Origin of the sequence: Prevotella sp. FD3004, from assembly GCF_000746155.1 — a bacterium.
Taxonomy (GTDB): Bacteria; Bacteroidota; Bacteroidia; order Bacteroidales; family Bacteroidaceae; genus Prevotella.
The window spans coordinates 218,980-237,914 of the sequence record NZ_JQKR01000008.1; the positions used below are offsets into that span (position 1 = coordinate 218,980).

At 46.8% G+C, this 18,935-nt stretch carries 15 protein-coding genes and 1 tRNA gene; 13 read left to right on the forward strand and 3 right to left on the reverse strand.

The features are described 5' to 3' along the window. Window positions 1–84: 84 nt before the first annotated feature. Together T325_RS01105 and T325_RS01110 are read left to right on the forward strand one after the other, a co-directional pair. Window positions 85–609, forward strand: coding sequence for a response regulator (locus T325_RS01105; RefSeq protein ID WP_036909665.1), 525 nt, complete (start codon window positions 85–87; stop codon window positions 607–609). A 92-nt stretch (window positions 610–701) separates the two neighbouring features. Then, the gene (locus T325_RS01110) at window positions 702–1,505 is read left to right on the forward strand and encodes a sensor histidine kinase (protein ID WP_231622166.1); all 804 of its coding nucleotides are present in this window, start codon (window positions 702–704) and stop codon (window positions 1,503–1,505) included. Between the two features lie 52 nt (window positions 1,506–1,557). On the opposite strand, the gene T325_RS01115 is transcribed toward T325_RS01110, so the two are convergent. After that, window positions 1,558–1,631 (reverse strand) — tRNA-Met (locus T325_RS01115). Window positions 1,632–1,800: 169 nt separating this feature from the next. Between T325_RS01115 and T325_RS01120 the strand changes: the two genes are divergently transcribed. From T325_RS01120 to T325_RS01170, 11 genes are all read left to right on the forward strand, one after another. Then, window positions 1,801–2,196, forward strand: a complete 396-nt coding sequence (locus tag T325_RS01120) for an START-like domain-containing protein (RefSeq protein ID WP_036909667.1) — start codon at window positions 1,801–1,803, stop codon at window positions 2,194–2,196. A 73-nt stretch (window positions 2,197–2,269) separates the two neighbouring features. After that, window positions 2,270–4,183: an LptF/LptG family permease gene (locus T325_RS01125; protein WP_036909668.1), complete on the forward strand. Its 1,914-nt coding sequence runs from the start codon at window positions 2,270–2,272 to the stop codon at window positions 4,181–4,183. Window positions 4,184–4,215: 32 nt separating this feature from the next. Further along, window positions 4,216–5,427 (forward strand): bifunctional 3,4-dihydroxy-2-butanone-4-phosphate synthase/GTP cyclohydrolase II, encoded by a 1,212-nt coding sequence (locus T325_RS01130; protein WP_036909669.1) that lies wholly within the window; start codon window positions 4,216–4,218, stop codon window positions 5,425–5,427. Between the two features lie 102 nt (window positions 5,428–5,529). After that, window positions 5,530–6,723, forward strand: a complete 1,194-nt coding sequence (locus T325_RS01135) for a pyridoxal phosphate-dependent aminotransferase (RefSeq protein ID WP_036909670.1) — start codon at window positions 5,530–5,532, stop codon at window positions 6,721–6,723. A gap of 183 nt (window positions 6,724–6,906) precedes the next feature. After that, window positions 6,907–7,734, forward strand: a complete 828-nt coding sequence (locus T325_RS01140) for a MotA/TolQ/ExbB proton channel family protein (RefSeq protein ID WP_036909671.1) — start codon at window positions 6,907–6,909, stop codon at window positions 7,732–7,734. 36 nt (window positions 7,735–7,770) lie between these two features. Further along, the gene (locus T325_RS01145) at window positions 7,771–8,388 is read left to right on the forward strand and encodes an ExbD/TolR family protein (protein WP_036909672.1); all 618 of its coding nucleotides are present in this window, start codon (window positions 7,771–7,773) and stop codon (window positions 8,386–8,388) included. Between the two features lie 7 nt (window positions 8,389–8,395). Continuing rightward, window positions 8,396–9,061 (forward strand): ExbD/TolR family protein, encoded by a 666-nt coding sequence (locus T325_RS01150; RefSeq protein ID WP_036909673.1) that lies wholly within the window; start codon window positions 8,396–8,398, stop codon window positions 9,059–9,061. A gap of 27 nt (window positions 9,062–9,088) precedes the next feature. Continuing rightward, window positions 9,089–9,922: an energy transducer TonB gene (locus T325_RS01155; RefSeq protein ID WP_036909675.1), complete on the forward strand. Its 834-nt coding sequence runs from the start codon at window positions 9,089–9,091 to the stop codon at window positions 9,920–9,922. A gap of 15 nt (window positions 9,923–9,937) precedes the next feature. Continuing rightward, on the forward strand, window positions 9,938–10,897 hold the full coding sequence (locus T325_RS01160) for a PstS family phosphate ABC transporter substrate-binding protein (protein ID WP_036909676.1): 960 nt from the start codon (window positions 9,938–9,940) through the stop codon (window positions 10,895–10,897). An 87-nt stretch (window positions 10,898–10,984) separates the two neighbouring features. Next, window positions 10,985–12,406, forward strand: coding sequence for a tetratricopeptide repeat protein (locus tag T325_RS01165; RefSeq protein ID WP_156097615.1), 1,422 nt, complete (start codon window positions 10,985–10,987; stop codon window positions 12,404–12,406). Window positions 12,407–12,541: 135 nt separating this feature from the next. After that, window positions 12,542–13,417, forward strand: a complete 876-nt coding sequence (locus tag T325_RS01170; RefSeq protein WP_036909680.1) for an AraC family transcriptional regulator — start codon at window positions 12,542–12,544, stop codon at window positions 13,415–13,417. A 62-nt stretch (window positions 13,418–13,479) separates the two neighbouring features. On the opposite strand, the gene T325_RS01175 is transcribed toward T325_RS01170, so the two are convergent. Together T325_RS01175 and T325_RS01180 are read right to left on the reverse strand one after the other, a co-directional pair. Then, a complete protein-coding gene (locus T325_RS01175) occupies window positions 13,480–15,474 on the reverse strand; it encodes a RagB/SusD family nutrient uptake outer membrane protein (protein WP_036909681.1) in 1,995 nt (664 codons plus the stop codon). 34 nt (window positions 15,475–15,508) lie between these two features. Continuing rightward, the gene (locus T325_RS01180) at window positions 15,509–18,802 is read right to left on the reverse strand and encodes a SusC/RagA family TonB-linked outer membrane protein (RefSeq protein ID WP_036909683.1); all 3,294 of its coding nucleotides are present in this window, start codon (window positions 18,800–18,802) and stop codon (window positions 15,509–15,511) included. Between the last annotated feature and the right edge of the window lie 133 nt (window positions 18,803–18,935).

Here is an 18,935-nt window from a genome sequence, read left to right on the forward strand (position 1 = left end):
TCTTAGGCTACGCAAATCTTACTTTCGCTCGAAAAAGCTTAAATTCATTTGGCTTTTTGATTGCTAATTCGTAACTTTGCACCCATGAACACTTACGGAACTATACTTATTGCTGACGACAATGCTGCTATCCTAACAGCAATGCGCTATCTGCTCGACTCTACATTCGAGCAAGTACTAACCACCTCTCAGCCTGACGACATCCTGAAAATCATGGCACAGCAAACCGTCGATCTCGTATTGCTTGACATGAACTTCACCCTTGGTGTAAACAGCGGCAACGAGGGGCTGTTCTGGCTTCGCGCTATACGCAAGCAACATCCACAGACCCCCGTGATTCTAATTACCGCCTATGCAGACATCAACCTTGCAGTAAAAGGACTGAAGAACGGTGCCGCCGACTTCATAACCAAACCATGGGACAACGACGAACTGATTCGCAAGCTGAAAGACGTTCTCGATATGCAGAAGGAGATAGTAACACTCGACGAAATGGAAGCCCAGCACATACGCCGTACCATTGACCATTGTCATGGTAATTTGACACATGCAGCGGAGATATTAGGAATTACCAGACAGACGCTATACAACAAAATGAAACGCTTATGACCTGGTTATATATTATAATAGGTGGCTTTTGTTTGTCGGCAATACTTATCTTTATACATCACCAAAGGCGTTTAAGTCTAAGGGCACACCTCATGCAAGAGGCCATACGCAACCGTGACTTCACCTTCCGTCTACCCGTCAGAGGCATGTTCCCGGGCGAGCGTGCCATGCAAAAGACACTGAACAAGTTGGGTGAGATTATCCGTCAACAGGTGAGCCAAAACGAAGTAGAGTCATGGGAACGCCTGACCCGTGTGCTCACCCACGAGATGATGAATGCCACAGCACCCATCACTAGTATTAGTCAGTCGTTGCTAAGTCGTCCCGATGTAAAGGGGTCTGCACTTGAAGATGGGATACTGGCTATTTATGAGACTTCACGTCATCTGAGCGACTTCGTAACAAGTTATCGAAAAATGTCGGAACTCGAGGAACCTGTGCTTAACGAGGTCATACTCCGTTCGATGATAGAGGACGTGAGTCGCAAATATCCGCAACTTTCGTGGAAAATCGACATACTCTCGGTGGTTAAGGTCTATGCAGATGCAGGTATGTTGCGACAGGTATTGATGAATCTTGCCAAGAACGCCGTAGAGGCAGGAGCCAAGAACATGGTTGTTGAGATGGCCGATAAAGAATTCGATGGCTTACAATATGATATTCAGAAGCAGATTGGTTTGTATATCGGTAACGATGGCGTACCCATTCCTGCAGAGAACCGCCAGTCACTCTTCGTTCCATTTTTCACTACCAAACGTACTGGGAGTGGTATCGGACTTTCACTTAGCAGACGGATGATGATACAGCAAGGAGGCTCACTTGAGCTATCTGAAAGACCACGCAACGGATGTCATGTAGCCTTCCTGCTCACCATCGGCATATATAATCGGAAATAAAGATACATAGAATACAAAAAGGCAACTTTCATCAGAAAGTTGCCTTTTTATGTAGCGGGAGCCGGGATTGAACCGGCGACCTCATGATTATGAATCATGCGCTCTAACCAGCTGAGCTATCCCGCCATCTTCTTGCCTAAACAAACACCCTCAAGGGGGCGAATATCTGTTAAGCGGGTGCAAAGGTACTACTTTTTCTGAAACTACCAAAATTTTTCGGGAAAATATTTTGTGTTTCGAATAATTTTTGTACTTTTGTAGCGAAGAAATAACAATAACTAACTCCTATAAGCATATGGGAAAGCAGAAAATCAGCATTGAATACCCTCTGAATACGAAGTCGCCCAACATTGTTTGGGAACAGATAAGCAGTGCTCACGGGTTTGAGCGCTGGATGGCAGACCATGTTACAGAAGATAATGGCGTCTTCACCTTCACATGGGGAGAACCATGGACAGAACAAGACATACGAAAAGCGCAATTAATCGAACTGGTAAAATACGACCATATAAAACTGCAGTGGGAAGAAGAGGATGACGACTCTTATTGGGAAATGCGCATTGAAAAGAGCGACCTGACCCACAATCTGAACCTACTGATTACCGATTTTGCAGAAGATGACGACGCGGACGGACTCAGAATCCTATGGGAGAGTAATCTCGAGAGACTGCATAGGGCTAGCGGCTTATAACATTAAAAATTAATAATAATAAAATAAATAAGGTCATAATCTGAGTTTTTTGCAGTACCTTTGCACCCTGATTATGCTCCGCATTAAGAAATTAGACATATTCATCACGAAGCAGTTCGGCTTACTGTTCGTGGGAACATTCTTCATCTGCCAGTTTGTGCTGATGATGCAGTTCTTGTGGCGCTATGTCGATGAGTTGATTGGTAAGGGCTTATCGATTGATGTGCTGGCACAGTTCTTCTGGTACATGGGACTGATGCTAATGCCTCAGGCTTTCCCTCTTGCCATCCTGCTGTCATCGCTCATCGCCTTCGGTAATTTGGGCGAAAGTTCTGAGCTTACAGCTATCAAGGCTGCGGGCATTTCGTTGATGCAGGCATTCCGCCCCCTGATCATCATTTCAATACTGATGGCGGGCATGTCATTCTATTTTCAGAACGTGGTGGGTCCCAAGGCCAATCAGGGTTTCTACCAGCTGCTTCTCTCGATGAAGCAGAAGAGCCCAGAGCTACAGATTCCTGAAGGCATCTTCTACGACGGAATCCCCAACACGAACATCTACGTACAGAAGAAAGACCTGAAAACGGGTATGCTCTACGGCATTATGATCTACCGCATGACAGGCAGCTACGAAGATCAGGCCATCATTTTGGCAGACTCAGGCATGATGCAGTCGACCGCGGAAAAGAAGCACTTGCTGCTGAACCTATACAATGGCGTATGGAACGAGAACATGCGTTCGCAGGACCTAGCAGGTACAGCCAATGTACCCTACCGTCGCGAGACCTTCGCCCAAAAGCGCATCGTACTGGATTTCGATGGGGGCTTTAACCTGGCTGACGAGAACGATATAGCCAACGATGCCAGAGCTAAGGGACTGGAGAAAATTCTCCACGACATCGACTCCATCAAGGAGTTCAACGATAGCGTAGGCCGTGCTTATTACAAAGAAGGAAAGGCATACTACTTCAGAACACCTGACGTCAGCAAGAACGACTCTCTGAAAATCATGAAGGAGACTGCTCAGGCTTCACTTCGTTTCGACAGTATTTTCAGTCGTCTGAACGAACAGCAGAAACAAGAGGCAATAAAGAATGCGATGAACAACTCGACATCGTTGATTAACGATCTCGAGATGAAGGGTACATATGCAAAGGCGCTCCATCGCCGTACAAGAACTCACCAGATACAGGCCATCAAGAAGTTCACGCTTTCACTGACTTGTATCATCTTCTTCTTCATCGGTGCCCCTCTGGGAGCCATCATCCGTAAGGGTGGTCTTGGCGTACCCGTCATCATATCGGTCTTAGTGTTTATTATCTACTACATTCTTGACAGTACTGGTGAGAAAATGGCACGCGACGACCAATGGACGGTTTGGTACGGCATGCTCATCTCCACCGTCATCCTTACACCATTGGCCGCATTCTTCACCTATAAGGCCAACAATGACTCGGTAGTGTTCAACATCGATCTCTATAAGAGTTTCTTCATGCGTATACTCGGTTTGAGGACCAAGCGATCTATTACCCGCAAGGAGGTTATTATTGAAGATCCGAAGTACAAACAGGATGCAGATATGCTCGAAGAGGTGGACAAGGAGATTGTCACCTATAACGAGCACCACAAGCTTTTGCGCTGGCCTAGCCCCATCAAGGTATTCTTCCATGCAGGCGACGATCAGGAAATTGAGCGCATCAACACCATACTGGAAACGGCTATCGAGGATTTGAGTAACACCAAGGACAAACTGATACTCACCGAAATCAACCAATATCCCGTAATAGCAACCCACGCCCACACACGTCCTTTCAAACAAAAAGGTCTGAACATTGCAACGGGTCTCATCCTACCCTTTGGCATCTTCTTCTACTTCCGCATGCTGCGCTTCAGATTCCGTCTTTATAAGGATCTGCGTCATGTTATGCGTACCAGTGAGAAGATTATCCCCAGAATTCAGGAGTTGGCAACGGAGCAGAAGGACTAACTACATATATAATATAAATAAGGTATAAGGAAATGGAAGAAATGAAACTCAACACCATAGAGGAAGCCGTAGAGGACTTCAAGAACGGCGAGTTTGTAATAGTTGTCGATGATGAGGATCGTGAAAACGAGGGAGACCTGATTATCGCAGCGGAAAAGATTACTGCCGAGAAAGTGAACTTCATGCTCAAACATGCCCGTGGCGTGCTGTGCGCCCCCATCACTATTGAGCGATGCAAGGAACTCGACCTACCCCATCAGGTACAGGACAACACCTCTGTACTTGGTACTCCATTCACAGTAACCATTGACAAACTTGAGGGATGCACCACAGGTGTAAGTGCCCACGACCGTGCCGAGACCATCAAAGCCTTGGCTGACCCCAAAGCTACCCCTCAGACCTTCGGACGTCCTGGCCATGTAAACCCTCTCTATGCACAAGATAATGGGGTACTTCGCCGCAGCGGGCACACCGAGGCAGCTATCGACCTCTGTAAGATGGCAGGACTCTATCCTGCTGGTGCCCTGATGGAAATCATGAACGAAGATGGCAGTATGGCGCGAATGCCCGAACTCATAAAATTTGCCAAAGAGTGGAACCTCAAACTCATCAGTATCAAGGATATGATAGCCTATCGTCTGAAGAAGGAGTCGCTCATCGAGGTTGGCGAAGAGGTTGAAATGCCTACAGACTACGGACACTTCCGTCTGATACCTTTCCGTCAGAAGAGTAATGGTCTGGAGCACATGGCCCTCATCAAGGGCGAATGGAAGGAGGACGAGCCCATTCTTGTTCGCGTCCACTCTTCATGCATGACAGGCGACATTCTTGGGTCAAAACGCTGCGACTGCGGTGAACAGCTTCACAAGGCCATGCAGGCCATCGACAAAGAAGGCAAGGGCGTGGTCATTTATATGCAACAGGAAGGCCGTGGCATCGGACTCATGAACAAGATTGCAGCCTACAAACTTCAGGAAGAGGGACTCGACACTGTCGACGCCAACGTCCATCTGGGGTTCAAGCCCGATGAGCGCGACTATGGATGTGGTGCCCAGATGCTCCGCCACCTTGGTGTACATAAGATGCGTCTTCTGACCAACAACCCCGTAAAGCGTGTAGGACTGGAAGCCTATGGTCTTGAGATTATCGAGAATGTTCCTATCGAGGTAACTCCCAATCCCTACAATCTGCGTTATCTTGAAACGAAAAAAGTACGCATGGGACATACGCTGCATCTGAAATAGCTCACAAATTGTCACATTTTCACCCCAAAAATCGAAAAAGTGGCATATTTCTTTCGCATTCACAAATAAAATGATTACTTTTGCACAAAATTTCGTAAAAATATGGCACAATTATCTAATCGTCTGCAGCGTTTAGCCCCTTCAGCAACGCTTGCAATGTCTCAGAAAAGCTCAGAAATGAAGGCGCAGGGTATCGATGTAATCAACATGAGTGTCGGCGAGCCCGACTTCAACACACCTGATGCGATTAAAGAGGCTGCCAAGAAGGCAATAGACGACAATTATTCACGCTACTCACCCGTTCCGGGCTATCCCGATCTCCGTAAGGCTATCGTAGCCAAGCTGAAGAACGAGAACCAGTTGGACTATACCGTCAACGAGATTCTGGTGAGCAACGGTGCCAAACAGAGTGTGTGCAACACCGTGATGGCGCTAGTTAACGATGGCGAAGAGGTAATCATCCCCACCCCATATTGGGTGAGTTATCCCCAGATGGTGCTGCTGGCAGGTGGTACACCTAAGTTTGTGGAGGCTGGTTTCGACCAGAACTTCAAGATGACACCAGAGCAGCTTGAGGCAGCCATTACTCCGAAAACCCGAATGATTATTCTCTGCTCTCCCAGCAACCCCACGGGAAGCGTATATAGCAAAGCCGAGTTAAAGGCTCTTGCTGATGTTATCTTAAGCCACGAAGACCTCTTTGTGCTGGCCGATGAGATCTACGAGCACATCAACTACATTGGCAAGCACGAGTCTATCGCCCAGTTCCCTGGCATGAAGGAACGTGCAATCATTGTCAACGGTGTGTCTAAGGCTTATGCCATGACAGGCTGGCGCATTGGCTATATCGCCGCCCCAGAGTGGATTGTCAAGGGCTGCAACAAACTGCAGGGCCAGTATACTAGCGGCCCCTGCTCCGTCAGTCAGAAAGCAGCAGAATTCGCTTATACTGCCAACCAGCAGTGCGTAGAAGACATGCGTCAGGCATTTGAGCGCCGTCGCAACCTCATTGTGAAACTTGCCAAGGACATCCCTGGCCTCGAGGTCAACGTACCTGAGGGGGCATTCTATCTATTCCCCAAGTGCAGCAGCTTCTACGGCAAAAGCGATGGTGAGACTACAATCAACAATTCAACCGACCTTGCCATGTATCTCCTTGAGAAGGGACACGTAGCCACAGTAGGCGGCGACGCCTTCGGCGATCCCGAGTGTTTCCGCATGAGTTACGCTACCAGCGATGAGAACATCATCGAGGCCATGAGACGCATAAAGGAAGTGCTGGCAAAATTGTCGTAAATCAAGAAAATTATAGTTAAAAGTCATTAATTCTTGCTTTATTATCACCTAAATTAGTAACTTTGCGAGGTGATTTTGCGAACCACGGAGTTGGAAAAACTACGTGTCTAGCCGTAACTCTCACTAAATCGAGCATTTACAAACAATTATTTCAATTTAATAACTAAAAAATTAATCAAAATTATGGCAACAACAACAAAGGCTGCAGCCCCAGCTAAGAAATCGGGCTTCCAGGGTATTAAAGCTGCATGGATTATCCTCGTGATTTGCGCTCTTGCAGGTTATGGTGTATGGTACTTCGTAATGGGTAACCCCGATAACTTCATCGGTGGCGACCGTAGCGGACACCCCGCAAACCTTCTTGGTACAGTGTATAAGGGTGGTTTCGTTGTAGGTTTGATCCTGACCCTTCTGTTCACCGTCATCTGCCTCGGTATCGAGCGCTTCTTCGCTATTAAGACTGCTGCTGGTAAGATTAACCTGGCAAAGTTCACTGCCGACGTTAAGGCTCTTATCAAGGCCCAGAAGTTCGAAGAGGCTGACAAGCTTTGCGATAAGATGCAGGGTTCTGTAGCTAACGTAGTTAAGGCTTCTATCAAGATGTACCAGACCGTTGAGGGTGACACAACCCTGAAGAAGGCTGCTAAGATTGCTAAGATTCAGCAGGCTCACGAGGAGGCCACTCAGCTTGAGATGCCTACACTGCAGATGAACCTCCCCATGGTTGCTACCATCGTATCTTTGGGTACTCTGACCGCTCTGTTCGGTACTGTGCTTGGTATGATCGGTTCATTCCAGGCTCTGTCTGCAGGTGGTGGTGCTGACTCTATGGCTCTGTCTGCCGGTATTTCTGAGGCCCTTGTAAACACAGCATCTGGTATCTTGACCTCATGGGTTGCTACCGTTGTTTACAATTTCTTCTCAAACAAGATCGACAAGCTGACATTCGCACTCGACGAGATTGGTTACACAATCGCCGCTACATACGATTCTAACCACAACGAGGCTTAATTTTTAACCATTTAAAACTTCAAAATCGGTTTTAGTATGGCTAAAATTAAGATACAGAAAAAAGACATCTGGATTGACATGACGCCTATGTCAGACGTGATGACGCTGCTTCTGTGTTTCTTCATGTTGACTTCAACATTCCTGACACCAGAACCAGTATCAGTGAACGCGCCTAACTCGGTGTCAGAGCTGAAGATACCAGAGCAGGACGTGCTTAACATTCTGGTTACTCCAGAGGGTCGCGTCTTCTGTGGTACCGAAAACAAGAACAACATGCAGGCAATGCTGGACGCTATGACTGACAAGTATGGTGTCCAGTTGAATCCCACCCAGGTGAAGCACTTCCGCGAGGATGCCATGGTAGGTGCCAGCATGTCTCAGCTCGCCAACTACCTGAGTCTGGAGCCAGACAAGATGGGTGAGGCAATCCAGAAACTTGGACTTCCGCTCGACAGTATCAACGGAGGTAAAAGTGAATTTCAGGAATGGGTTACAGCTGCCCGTGATGTGAACCCCGACATCAAGCTCGCCATCAAGTGCGACTCGAAGACTCCGTATTCTTCTATTAAACTGCTGATGTCGGAACTGCAGGATATGAATGAGAACCGTTTCCAGCTCATTACGAACCTCGATGTTAAACGTTTAAACGACTAATTGTATTATGGCAAAGAAAAATCTATCCAAGCAGAAAAAGATGGATACCCGCGTGAATTTCACGCCAATGGTAGACATGATGATGCTTCTGATCACCTTCTTCATGCTGTGTACTACATTGGCCAAGCCGCAGGCTATGCAGCTGACCATGCCGTCGAACGATGACACGAAGAATCTGAGTGAAGAGCAGAAACAGGTAACAAAAGCTTCTCACACCATCACCCTTTATCTGGGTTCAAACGACAAGGTCTGGTATGTAGCTGGTCTGCCCAACTACGACGATCCTTCATGCGTAAAAGAAACCTCTTACGGTAAGGATGGTATTGAGAAGGTGCTCAACGAGCATACTACCGAAGAAGGTATCAACCCTATCGCCAAGATCAAGTTGGCAAAGAAGGAGCTTGATGCCAAGAAAACGGAGTTCGGTTCTAAAATGACCGACGAGCAGTATCAGGAACAACTCAAGAAGCTGAAGAAGGGTGAACTCCCTAGCGGTGAGAAGGTTCCTACCATGACTGTTATTATCCGTCCTCTCAATACAGCAACGTATGAGAACATGGTAGCCGCTCTCGATGAGATGTTGATTAGCAATATTGATAAGTACGTCATTGACAATGTCGACAAGATGAGTGACGATGATAAGGAACTCATTGCGAAGGCAGGCGTCAAGTGATTAACCCCTAAAAAGTAAGAAAGAACTATGGCAAAAATAGATCTTATAGACAATGGCTGGGTCGACCTCGTATTTGAAGGTAAGAACCAAGCTTACGGAGCTTATCAATTGCGCAAGAACACCGGTGTTCGTAACCTTAAGGCCCTGATTACAATGTTCGTTGGTTTTGCCATCATTGCAGCCATCGTCATTGCTAAGGTGTCTATTGAAAACTATATTGCTTCACAGAACGCAGCCATCGAGGCCGACGTAGAGTTGGCAAGTCTGGCTGAGAAGAAAGAAGCTAAGGTTGAGAAGAAGGACGAACCCGAGGTTGAGAAGATTGAAGTAGAGCGCGTTAAGAGCTCTGTAGCCTTCACCGTTCCTGAAATTAAGAAGGACGAAGAAGTGAAGGAGGATCAGGAGATGAAATCTCAGGAAGAGCTCCAGGAGACCAACACCGCCATCGGTGCCTTCACTGTTGAAGGAAACGACGAAGAGGCAGGCGAGGTAATGAAGGCTAAGGAAAAGATTGCTGAGCCCGAAGCCCCGAAGGTTGAGGAGACAAAGGTATTCGACGTTGTAGAGGAAATGCCCCAGTTCCCTGGTGGTCCTTCTGCTCTGTTCGAGTATCTGAATAAGAATATCAAGTATCCAGTTGTAGCCGAGGAGAACGGTGTACAGGGTCGTGTTATCGTAACCTTCGTTGTAGAGCGTGATGGTTCTATCACCGACGTAAAGGTTGTAAAGAGTGTTGACCCCTCACTCGATAAGGAGGCTTCACGCGTGGTTAAGTCCATGCCTCACTGGATTCCTGGTAAGCAGAACGGTTCTGCAGTACGTGTAAAGTACACAGTTCCTGTAACCTTCCGTCTGCAGTAATACTATCAATCTGTAATGAACGCATTCAACAAATTCACAAAATTAGTTGGATTAACACTTATATTAGGCTTGTTCCCAGAATGTGGGAACAAGCCTAATCCTGAATTAGAGGAAGCCTATCAGAAAGCAGCCAGTTACTTCGTAGCTGACGAGAGTTTCTACCCTATCCTCGATGAGGAACTTTATTATTTCACTAATCAGACACTCGACTCCATCACCCCTGTCTACATCAACGAACAAGATGCAGTGAAGAAGGTTATGAAACTCGAGACATGGCTTGCCTTCACCACCCGCGATTTTACGGAGAAGGAGCGCCAGAATCTCATAGACCGTAAGTACATGCCAAGAGCGATACCTATCGCTTACGACGGTCTGGCTATCATTGTAAACAATGCCAATCCCGACACATGTATCACCATCAAGGACTTTGCCCGTGTACTCCGTGGTGAGATAGCTCAGTGGAAGGATCTTAATCCAAAATCTAAACTTGGCGAGATTGACGTGGTATTCGATAATCCTCTTTCGAGTACCGTTCGCTGGTGTGTCGATTCCATTCTTGATGGAAAGCAATTCAGCGCCAAGAACATCGGCGCCGTACAAACTAGTGCTGCAGTTATAGATTATGTTGAGAAACACGAGAACTCACTCGGTATCATCGGCAGCAACTGGCTCAACGACAAGCGCGACACCACCAACGTCACATTTAAGAAGAATATTACCGTGATGGGCGTCAGTAAAATGGACTCCGCCAAGAGTTACAACAGCTGGAAGCCCTATCAGTTCTATTTATACAACGGCAACTATCCCCTACGCCGTACCATTTATGCCCTGCTTAACGATACACGCAACGGCATTCCATCAGGTTTCACACATTTCATTCAGCTACCTAAAGGCCAGAAAATCATCCTACGTGCAGGCCTTCTGCCTCGTACAGCTAATATGAATGTGCGCGACGTGATTGTAAACAAACAATAAACCACAATTAAACCAAACGTAGTTTTAAACGTCATAAGAACAAGAGAGTGAGATAACAATAAGTGAAACTAAAAAACATAAGCGATTATGAAGACAATCAAATATTTAGTAATGGGTGTGATGCTGGCAGGTTTCAGCGCCACCGCTAATGCACAGGAAGCAGAGCTTAATGCAGCTCTCGACGGAATCAAGTCAAAGGCTCCTAACGTAGCCGAGTTAGCAAAAACAGCTTACAAGAAGAACAAGAAGAACCCTGAGGCTCTTATCAAGGTTGCTCGTGCCTTCTATGCTCAGAAGGATACAGCTAACGCAGCTCTCTTTGCCAACTATGCCAACGAGGCTGGCAAACCTAAATATCAGTTTGCTCCTGCCTATCTGCTGTTGGGCGACATCGAGTCTGCCTATGGCACTGACGGTGGTAAGGCCGCAGGTTACTACAATCAGGCCATAAACTTCGACAAGACCAACCCCGAAGGTTACAAGAAGTGGGCCATGGTATATCGTAAGATTAGCCCAAGCCAGGCTGCTGCCAAACTGAAGGAGATGAAGCAGTACTGCCCCAACGAGGATATCGATGCTTTCACCGCCCATATCTACATGCTGGCTGGTGACGAGAAGCAGGCTTACGAGAATTTCGCTAAGTCAGACATTACCAAACTCGACAAGAGTTACCTCAATGAGTTTGTACGTTGCAGCTATTTCACAGGTCATTTCGAGGACGCGCTTCGCGCTGCAGAGGCTGGTCTCAAACTCGAGCCACGCAACCCGACATTCACTCGTCTGGCCATGTTCTCTAATTACGAACTGAAGAATTACGAGGCAGCTAAAGTTTATATCAATAAATACTTCAACGAAACCGACAGCGCCAAGTTCTCTGAGTATGACCACTTCTATACAGCTCTAATCTATCAGGCACTCGAGGACAAGGTCAACATGTACGCTGAGTATGATAAGGCACTCGAGCTGGTTAATGACTCATCTATGATCAAGCGCTGGTCCATCCTTAAGAGCGTATCGGACTCTTATCTAAAGGACAAGGAATTCGACAACGCCATTAAGTACTATAATGAATACCTAGCTTGCAAGCCCGACGTAAATTTCGACGACGAGGAAGGTCTGGCAATTATCTACTCAAAGTATGGTGAAGCTGATCCTACCAAGAAGGCAGAGTACATCCAGAAAGCCGTTGACCTGTTCCGTGCAGCAGGTGAGAAGTTCCCCGTTCAGCAGGTATACGCAACATATATGGCAGCCAGCAATGTGAACAAGCTTGACGACAATATGAAGAACAGTCTGGCTAAGCCTGACTATCTGAAGGTAATTGAGCTTCTCGGCAGCAAGGCTGATCGCACCAAGGGTGAGGATATCATGCTGAAGACTGCTTATCACTATATGATGTTCAACTCATACATCAACAAAAACGTAGCAGGTGCTAAGGACTATGCAGGAAAGATTCTCGCAATCGACCCTGAGTACAAGCCCGCTCTTGAAATCAAGAATCTGAAATAAAAACTATAACACACCAATAAGATAAAGCGGTGTTTCCTATGTGGAAACACCGCTTTATTTTGTTATATCAATAAGAATATGTACCTTTGCAAAAAATAAGCACTAAACATCATTCAGAATAAAGGGGACATACTCATGATCAGAAAGAAGGAAGGTTTTCAAGGAGAACGGATGACAGTTCTTCCACCAGCACAGATTGAGATAGAGAAGCAAGACGAACTCTGTCAAAGTCTATATATCACCGACATCGGCTATTACCCAAAAGCTGAATATCACCATCGGATCCGTGAAAAAGGAATCGATCAGTATGTGCTTATCTATTGTGTAGAAGGTTGCGGATGGTATCGCGTCGAAGGCCAGACTTATGAGGTAAAGCGAAACCAATATTTCATACTACCTAAAGGAGAACCGCATGAGTATGGTACCAATCATTACTGGACCATCTACTGGGTTCACTTTGGCGGAACGTCTGCCCATGTATATGCTAAAGGAGCCGCAACACCTCAGGACATCAACATTACGATAAACTCTCGTATTGGCGATCGCATCAATATATTCGAGGAAATAATGACAACACTTCAACATGGCAAAGAACTAGAAGACATGCGCTATGCCAGCAGTCTGCTACATCACTTCCTTGCTTCGATGAGGTATCTAGGACAATTCCGCAGAGCTAAAGCCGAGACAGAGAAAGATCTTATTAAACAGGCCATACACTATATGCGGGAAAACATCGAGAGCCACATCATGATAAAAGATGTGCTGACGTATGTGGGCTATTCACAAAGTCACTTCATGACTAGTTTCAAAAAAAAGACCGGCCAAAGCCCTTGGGTTTATTTCAATCGTTTGAAGATAGAACACGCCTGCCGTTTGTTACGAACGACGGACATGAAAATCAATATGATCTGCTATAAAGTCGGTATCAAGGATCCTCTCTACTTCTCGCGTCTCTTTTCTAAGACCATGGGTATGTCTCCTACCAAATACAGGAACAGCCAGAAAGCATAAAGAACTTAAAGTAACAATAATCCCCCATTCCGTTACGAATGGGGGATTGAACTGATAGGATATTACTGCTGTGCAGGGGCATCGGTCTCGGTGGGCCAGTATGGGTTCTGGTACATCGGACTCTGATCGATGCTGGCGTGGTCGGCTGCTGTGAGCAGGAACTGACGCAGAGGCAGTGGCTGCAGATAGTAGGCCATACGCCATGTAAGACCCTTAGCATAGCTATTGTTAGTCATGTTAACCACGTGTGGACAGTGGTACTCGCTAATGCTCTTTTGTGATACGTTCGAGCTGCTTGAACCATCGGCAACCAGATCGTTATACCACTTCTCCATAGGCGTATTCCACAGGTGGATACCCTCGGCATATACGGGATTCTTGATAAGTTGCTCGTATGAGCGCCAACGCTTCAGGTCCATATCACGCAGGCCCTCGGCCAGGAGCTCACAGCTACGCTCACGACGGATGTTGTAAAGTGTTGCATCGGTGAGCAGCTCGCCAGCGGTGTAAGCACCCCAGTCGAGTGTCTCCTTGGTCATATCGGTAGCAGCGATGGTTACCTGAGGATCAACAGCGGCACCTGTAAAGCCAGCAGTTTGGCGGACCTTCTTCCAATACTCAAGAATTTTACCAGATGAGATATCCTTAGTGAGCATGTACTCGGCTTCGATATAGTTGAGCAGAGCCTCGGTAGCACGGAAAATCACACAAGCGTTATAGCTACCGCCATTGGCAGTAAGTGCACGATCGAATGTCATACCCTTACGGATAGCGTAGCCGGTAATGTAACCATCCTCGGCATTAGCGTTGGTGATATTAGGTGTAGGCTCGGTCTCAGTCCAATGTGTACCAGCATCGTCAGTAACATTCTTAAAGCAGTTAACCTGTCCAGGGACCTTGAGCATAACCTGTAAACGTGGGTCGCGATTCTCCACGACCTTGGCGATCTCAGAGTCATCATAGGTAAAGGCAGACGCATAAATAGGCTTACCATCGGCCATCAGATAACGCTCTACGAGCGAACGGGTAACACCAGTACCGATATTTCCCTTCTCGACAGCCACCTCTATATCGTTCTGAATACCGAGTGACTTGCTATACTCGCGCCACAACAGAATCTCATTCTTACCGGTGCAGTTAGTAGTGCCCCACAACTCAAGGTAAGGATTGCTCTGACCCTCAGTCTGAGGAACCACACCGTTGTTAACAGTCAGACTGTTCTTATACTTATCGGCTACCTGCTCGGCTGCAGCGGCTGCTGTCTCGAAGAAGTACTTAGCTTCGTTCTCTATTGAGCCTGTGGGGTACTGGTAGTTAGGATTCTTGGCAGCACCTGGCCAACCTGCACCATTGGGCACGAATGGAGTGCCAGCAAAGTTGGTAAGCCACGATCCCATATAGAGAGCTACACGGCTCTTGAACAGTTTGGCGGCATCGACAGAAATACGTGTATGTCGGTTCTCGAAATCCTCCTTCATGTAAATGATGGCCGTATCAAGATTATTTACGATGAAACGAGCAACCTCATTACATGGTTGACGATTGCTGGCAGCAACAAGTACACTCTCATCATCGGGCAATGCCTCAGTCAAAATAGGCAGGTCGCCATATTTCTTCAGTAACTCGAAATAAGCATAAGCACGGAAGAAATAAACCTCGCCTATATACTGACGGATGTTTGTTTCGTTTCCGCTAATGGCGTTCTCGGCCAATTTAGCTTTAAGCTGACCAAGCTGATAGTTTACATTACGGATATTACCCCATGACCAGTCATCTTCTGTCTGACTAGTACGCCAAAGGTTACTTGAAAATTTTGCACTTGGAGTGCGCGAGGCCTGGACATCGGTATTATTGTCTGTTGTATATGTACCATAATCCCAACCTCCATGACCAGGCATGATATCCTGATAAAAACGGTTTGCTACAGCCTGCACCTGATCCTCGCTGGTGTAGAAGTTCTCAGGGGTGAGCGATGATGGTGGCTCCTGCTCCAGGTAGTCGGTACATGCAGTTGCAGTAAGAGCCAATGCTATGAATGATAATTTATAGAGTTTCATAATTTCCTATTATTTAATACGTGAATATTTACCATTAGAATGATACGTTAAGACCGAATGCGAATGTCTTCTGCAAAGGATAGCCATTGTTCTGATCAACCGAATTTGACATCAACTCCGGATCAAACTGATGAGGCATCTCGGTGATAGTGAAAAGATTCTCAGCTGATACAAACACACGAAGGTTGCTGATGCCCCATTGCTGGGTAATCTGGCGTGGAATGGTATAGCCAAGCTGAATATTCTTCAGGCGAACATACGCACCATTCATCAGGTAGCGGGTTTGAGCCTGCTCATTCTTATCACTGAACTGTACGCGAGGTAACCAGGCATCCTTATTTTCCTGCTGATAACCGTTCTGTACCGACCATGTGTTGGCATCACGATAGTAATCCTGAACGTCGGTGATACCTACGCTCCACCACTCCCAAGAGTTAGTGGTACCGAACAGGTACTCAAGACCGCCGCCCCATGAGCCACCAATCCACCAGTCGCGCTTCATCACGCCTTGGAAGAATGCACTGATATCGAAGCCCTTATAAGCTGCATTCAGGTTCAAACCTACCAGGTAACGAGGTGTTGAGTTACCAATCACCTTCAGGTCGCCGTGGTCGGCCAGTGTCTGTGCGCCACGTGAAATCTTACCATCGTTGTTCAGGTCGCGGTACATGATATCACCTGCAGCCCAGTTGCTACCCAGTGAACTCTGATCGGCTGTAGCCAGGTGAGCGTTCATCTCCTCGTCGCTCTTAGCGATGCCAATGGTCTCAAAGCCCCAGATTTCATTGATATAACGTCCCTCAATATAGCTATTGATAGAGCTTGTGGGGTTATTAGGATAACGGGTAATCTTTGTACGTGCATCAGAGATGTTAAAGGTAACACCATACGAAAGACCATTCTTCAACACATCACGCCAGCTAATCTGTAACTCCCATCCCGTAGTACGCAAGTCGGTGTTGTTAGTTACAGGAACATTGGTTCCAAGAATAGCAGGAAGTTCAGGAGCATTACCCACCATATCCTTAGTGTTACGGATATAGTAATCGAAAGTACCAGTCAAGCGATTGTTGAAAGCACCGAAGTCGAGACCGAGGTCGTAACTCTCCACCTTCTCCCATGTAAGCAGAGCCGAAACCAGTCCAGGAGCACTGGTGGTGTTAGGCTTAGCACCATTCTGCAACCATGTACCGGCTACAGAGTTGTAAGCGATAGTCTGGTAAGTCTGATACCAGTTGTTAATATTCTGGTTACCCAGCGAACCGTACGAAGCACGCAACTTCAGGGTATTAACAGTGCCGGCCAGGTTCTCCCAGAACTTCTCGCGGGCGATGTTCCAACCCAGTGATACTGACGGGAACAGCTTCCACATCTTATCACTACGAAAACGTGATGTACCATCGTAACGCAGGTTAGCCTCGAACAGGTACTTCTCGGCGTAGTTATAGTTTACACGTCCAAAGAAGCCAGCTGTCTGCCACTGGTTACGAGCACCATTTACATCGGGTACGATAGCCTCACCTGAGTAGCTCAGACCGTTGGTTAGGTCAACCTCAGACTTTGAAGGATCCAGAATACCGTTACGCTGTAAACCAAATTCGGTGCGCTTAAGCTGCTCGGTCTGGAAGCCACCCATTACATGGAAGTTATGTTTCTCGGCTAGGCTCCATGTGTACTCGGTATAAGCCTGGAAGTTCAGGTAGTTATCCTTAAACTCGTCCTCGTGAACGTTCGAGCCCTGGTTATAGATGATAGCCTCGCCAGCCACGTTGTGGTTGTAGGTGCGCTGACTATCCCAGTGGCGGATAGCGTTATCTATTTTGTAGTTGAAATCGATATGTGTAATCCAGTTCTTAACAGGTTCGATAACGAAACCAAGCTGATGGTTAAGTACGTCGCGCTCCTTACGGTCGGTACCACCTGTAGCCAGAGCTAGAGCTGGCGATGGTGAGGAGTACAGATAACCGTTGCGATCGTACAGAGGCAGCATAGGCCAACCCTGACGGGCCATATCGTTATACAGACTGCTTGTAAGCGCAGCAGGACGATGATAGTTTGTGCGAGCAAAACGCATGTTGTAGTTCATGCGAATCCACTTGGCCAGCTCGATGTTCATCTTGGCTGTACCATTGTAACGTTTGTAACCATCGCTACCCATGTTCATGAAACCACCCTGATCCAGGTAGCCGATTGATGCATAGAAGTTAAGTTTATCCGAACCGCCGTTTACGCTGGCGTTGTGTTCCTGCGAGAAGGCTGAGTTACGATAAACCACATCATACCAATCAACATCGTCGATACCATAGCCGTAACCATCGTCCCAAGTTACACCATTCTGCGAACCGATAGCGTAAACCAGCTTACCATCGGCAGTACGGCGTGTGCCAGGACCTACGGGTGTCGCCTCATGATACTCCTTGATGGCTGCCATACGATCAGCATCGAAGAATACCGACTGACCTTGATTGGTTTTTGCATCGTTCAACCACGAAGCGTAATCAACCGAGTTCATCATGTGCTTACCACGAATCAGGTTGCTGAAACGGAAACTGTTATTATAGTTAACCTTTACCTTACTATCCTTGGCACCATTCTTGGTGGTAATCAGGATAACGCCGAAAGGTGCGCGGCTACCATAGATTGATGATGCAGCAGCATCCTTCAGTACAGAGATGCTCTGGATATCCTGTGGGTTGATGGTGTTCAGGTCACCCTCCATACCATCGATCAGAATCAAAGGCGAACCGCTTGAACCCTCACCGATAGTGGCGGTACCACGAACGTTAATGCTGGGTGAAGCATCGAGCGAACCACTGGTTGATGCGATCTGCAATCCTGGAACGACACCCTGCAAAGCCTGAGCGGCATTAGCAACGGGACGCTGAGCCAGCTCGTCGCCATCAACAACAGAAACGGCACCCGTAAGGTTAACCTTCTTCTGGGTACCGAAACCTACTACTACTACCTCCTGAAGTGCCTTTGAATCCTCAAGAAGAATAATCTTCAGATTCTGTCCATTCACTTTGACAACCTGCGTCTTGTAACCAATGTAACTTACCTCAAGATCCTGACCACGATTAGCATCAATCGCAAAGTTACCATTAAAATCACTGATAGAGCCGGCCTGACCGCCTTTTACCTTAATAGTTGCTCCAATGATGGGTTCTCCCGCTGAGTCGACAATAATACCATTTACGATTGCCGACTGATGGATTTCATTTACTCCTCCTAAAGCCTTGGCTTGATTTGCCGGGACTGTAAGGAGCAACGTTGTCAAAGCTGATGCCAATAGGGCACGCTTTGATGACCATAGAAATACGTTGTTCATCTTTTAATAAATTAGTTGTTGATTAAATTGTTTAGTAATATACCTATTATACGTTAGTTGCTTTTTGTGCATGCAAAATTACGAAAATTATCCGGCAATGCTATCGCAAAGCCGAATAATTTTACATATTTTA

What these genes read in the sequence shown, in the direction of transcription:
- T325_RS01105 (WP_036909665.1), top strand. Translation starts at nt 85, where the DNA reads ATGAACACTTACGGAACTATACTTATTGCTGACGACAATGCTGCTATC.
- T325_RS01110 (WP_231622166.1), top strand. Translation starts at nt 702, where the DNA reads ATGCAAGAGGCCATACGCAACCGTGACTTCACCTTCCGTCTACCCGTC.
- T325_RS01120 (WP_036909667.1), top strand. Translation starts at nt 1,801, where the DNA reads ATGGGAAAGCAGAAAATCAGCATTGAATACCCTCTGAATACGAAGTCG.
- T325_RS01125 (WP_036909668.1), top strand. Translation starts at nt 2,270, where the DNA reads ATGCTCCGCATTAAGAAATTAGACATATTCATCACGAAGCAGTTCGGC.
- T325_RS01130 (WP_036909669.1), top strand. Translation starts at nt 4,216, where the DNA reads ATGGAAGAAATGAAACTCAACACCATAGAGGAAGCCGTAGAGGACTTC.
- T325_RS01135 (WP_036909670.1), top strand. Translation starts at nt 5,530, where the DNA reads ATGGCACAATTATCTAATCGTCTGCAGCGTTTAGCCCCTTCAGCAACG.
- T325_RS01140 (WP_036909671.1), top strand. Translation starts at nt 6,907, where the DNA reads ATGGCAACAACAACAAAGGCTGCAGCCCCAGCTAAGAAATCGGGCTTC.
- T325_RS01145 (WP_036909672.1), top strand. Translation starts at nt 7,771, where the DNA reads ATGGCTAAAATTAAGATACAGAAAAAAGACATCTGGATTGACATGACG.
- T325_RS01150 (WP_036909673.1), top strand. Translation starts at nt 8,396, where the DNA reads ATGGCAAAGAAAAATCTATCCAAGCAGAAAAAGATGGATACCCGCGTG.
- T325_RS01155 (WP_036909675.1), top strand. Translation starts at nt 9,089, where the DNA reads ATGGCAAAAATAGATCTTATAGACAATGGCTGGGTCGACCTCGTATTT.
- T325_RS01160 (WP_036909676.1), top strand. Translation starts at nt 9,938, where the DNA reads ATGAACGCATTCAACAAATTCACAAAATTAGTTGGATTAACACTTATA.
- T325_RS01165 (WP_156097615.1), top strand. Translation starts at nt 10,985, where the DNA reads ATGAAGACAATCAAATATTTAGTAATGGGTGTGATGCTGGCAGGTTTC.
- T325_RS01170 (WP_036909680.1), top strand. Translation starts at nt 12,542, where the DNA reads ATGATCAGAAAGAAGGAAGGTTTTCAAGGAGAACGGATGACAGTTCTT.
- T325_RS01175 (WP_036909681.1), bottom strand. Translation starts at nt 15,474, where the DNA reads ATGAAACTCTATAAATTATCATTCATAGCATTGGCTCTTACTGCAACT.
- T325_RS01180 (WP_036909683.1), bottom strand. Translation starts at nt 18,802, where the DNA reads ATGAACAACGTATTTCTATGGTCATCAAAGCGTGCCCTATTGGCATCA.